Source organism: Nitrospirae bacterium YQR-1 (assembly GCA_039908095.1).
Classification (GTDB): Bacteria; Nitrospirota; Thermodesulfovibrionia; order Thermodesulfovibrionales; family Magnetobacteriaceae; genus Magnetomonas.
Map to the genome: position 1 here is coordinate 1 of JAMOBJ010000068.1, position 1,853 is coordinate 1,853.

General features: G+C 35.0%; 2 protein-coding genes. Both read right to left on the reverse strand.

Annotated features, from left to right (window positions below; translation table 11 throughout):
* On the reverse strand, positions 1-235 hold a 235-nt coding region (locus H7844_15860), incomplete at its 3' end, for a response regulator (protein MEO5358755.1).
* Positions 232-1,853: PAS domain-containing sensor histidine kinase (locus tag H7844_15865; GenBank protein ID MEO5358756.1), on the reverse strand; the 1,622-nt coding region annotated here is incomplete at its 5' end. The genes H7844_15860 and H7844_15865, both read right to left, overlap by 4 nt.

Sequence of the window (1,853 nt, forward strand, 5' to 3'; positions counted from 1 at the left end):
ATATCTCTTCTATCATTGTCATCCCATCCATAACCGGCATCTGGATATCGGTTATCACTATATCTATTTCCGTTTTGTTTGACGTGTAGATATCCAAACCCTCTCTACCATTAGAAGCCTCATAAACGACAGCAACCCTCCTTTTTAGAAAACGTGATACCATTGCTCTTATTGATGCCTCATCCTCTACGTACAGAACTGTTAATGTTTTTAGTAATTCATTATTCGTTGTCATATCTCAATCCTGAACTCGCACCATCCATCATTGTTTCTGACGGTGATGGTGCCTTTCATATTTTTCTCTATGATAACTTTTGCCATATACAACCCCATGCCGGTTCCTTGTGATTTATCTTTTGTTGTAAAATAAGGTTGAAATAACCGGGACATTATATGTTCAGGAATTTCACCACCATTGTCTGAGATGGATATAATTATTTTGCCGGTAATATCCTTATTTAATCTTAGTTTGATAATCCCACCCGTTATGCTCTTTTCTACAAACTTATCCTTGGCATTTGTGAGAATATTTAAAATTACATGTGCAAACTCGTTCGGATAACCTTGGATCACTAAACTCTCGTCCAGGTCTTTATCTATAACAATACACTTATCTTTGATGTAACCCGATAGAAGTGATTCGGCTTTGTTTATCTCATTGGCTATGGTAAATTCTGTCATATCTTTACTCTTAATGTAAAAACTTCTGAAATTATCTATTGTTTCTGATAGTTTTTGAAGTTCATCCATAGCATTTTCAACATTTTGGGTTATATATGTTTCATTTAACTCACCGTGCTGATATGCGTCTTTTATGTCCTGGATTGAAACTCCTACTGCACATAATGGTTGTCTCCAATGATGGGATATATTCACAAGTAATTCACCCATGGATACCTGCTTGGATTGCTCTAACATCAGCCTGTCTTTTGCAAGGTTTTTGGCTACCTCTTCTTCCACTCTCTTTTGAAGGTTTTGGTTTATTGTCCTTATTTCTTCTTCTAATTTCATTTTTTCAGTAATATCCTGAATTATAGAAAATAGGAGAACTTTATCTTTCATCTGTATAGGGCTACTTAATACCTCTACATCACGTATATCACCATTTGACAACCTGTGCTTAAACAAAAATAAGTTTTGAACTTTAGATTTAGCCTTTGCCATGGATGAAATTATCACATCACGTTGGGAAATGTTGATATCTGTAATTTTCTTCTGAGTAATTTCTTCTCTCTCATATCCATAAAATGCACATGCGGCATCGTTTGCATCAACAATAAAAAAAGAAATAGGATCTACCAGAAGCATTATTGCCTTTGTATCGTTGAACATATTCTTATAGCGTTCTTCACTTATCTTTAATTCATTCTCTATTTGCATCTGTTCTGTGACATCTCTCCCAACTGCATATATCATACCTCCCTCAAGTACCGGCCCTGCCAACCAGGAGATTATCCTAAGTGAACCATCTTTGCAAATATAACGATTTATAAAATCCTTTGTAGTAACCCCCTCTACCTGCTTTTGTATCTCCTGTATTGTATTTTCAATATCATCCGGGTGTATAAAACTAAATATTTGCCTTGTTAGTAACTCATCTTTCGTATATCCGAGTATCTTTTCAAATATCGGATTTATTTTTTTAAAATATCCGTCAGGTGAAGCGATACATATTAACTCATGACTTTCATTAAAAAATCTTTCCCGTTCGTGTTCTATTTCTTTTCGTATTTTTAAATCTTTTATACCAAAAGATAATATATGGGATAAATCTATCAGGGTCTTCGGCACAGCTGGTGATAAACTCGTTATTGAGGATTGTATCGAAGGTGAGGAAGCCTCTTTCATGGCCT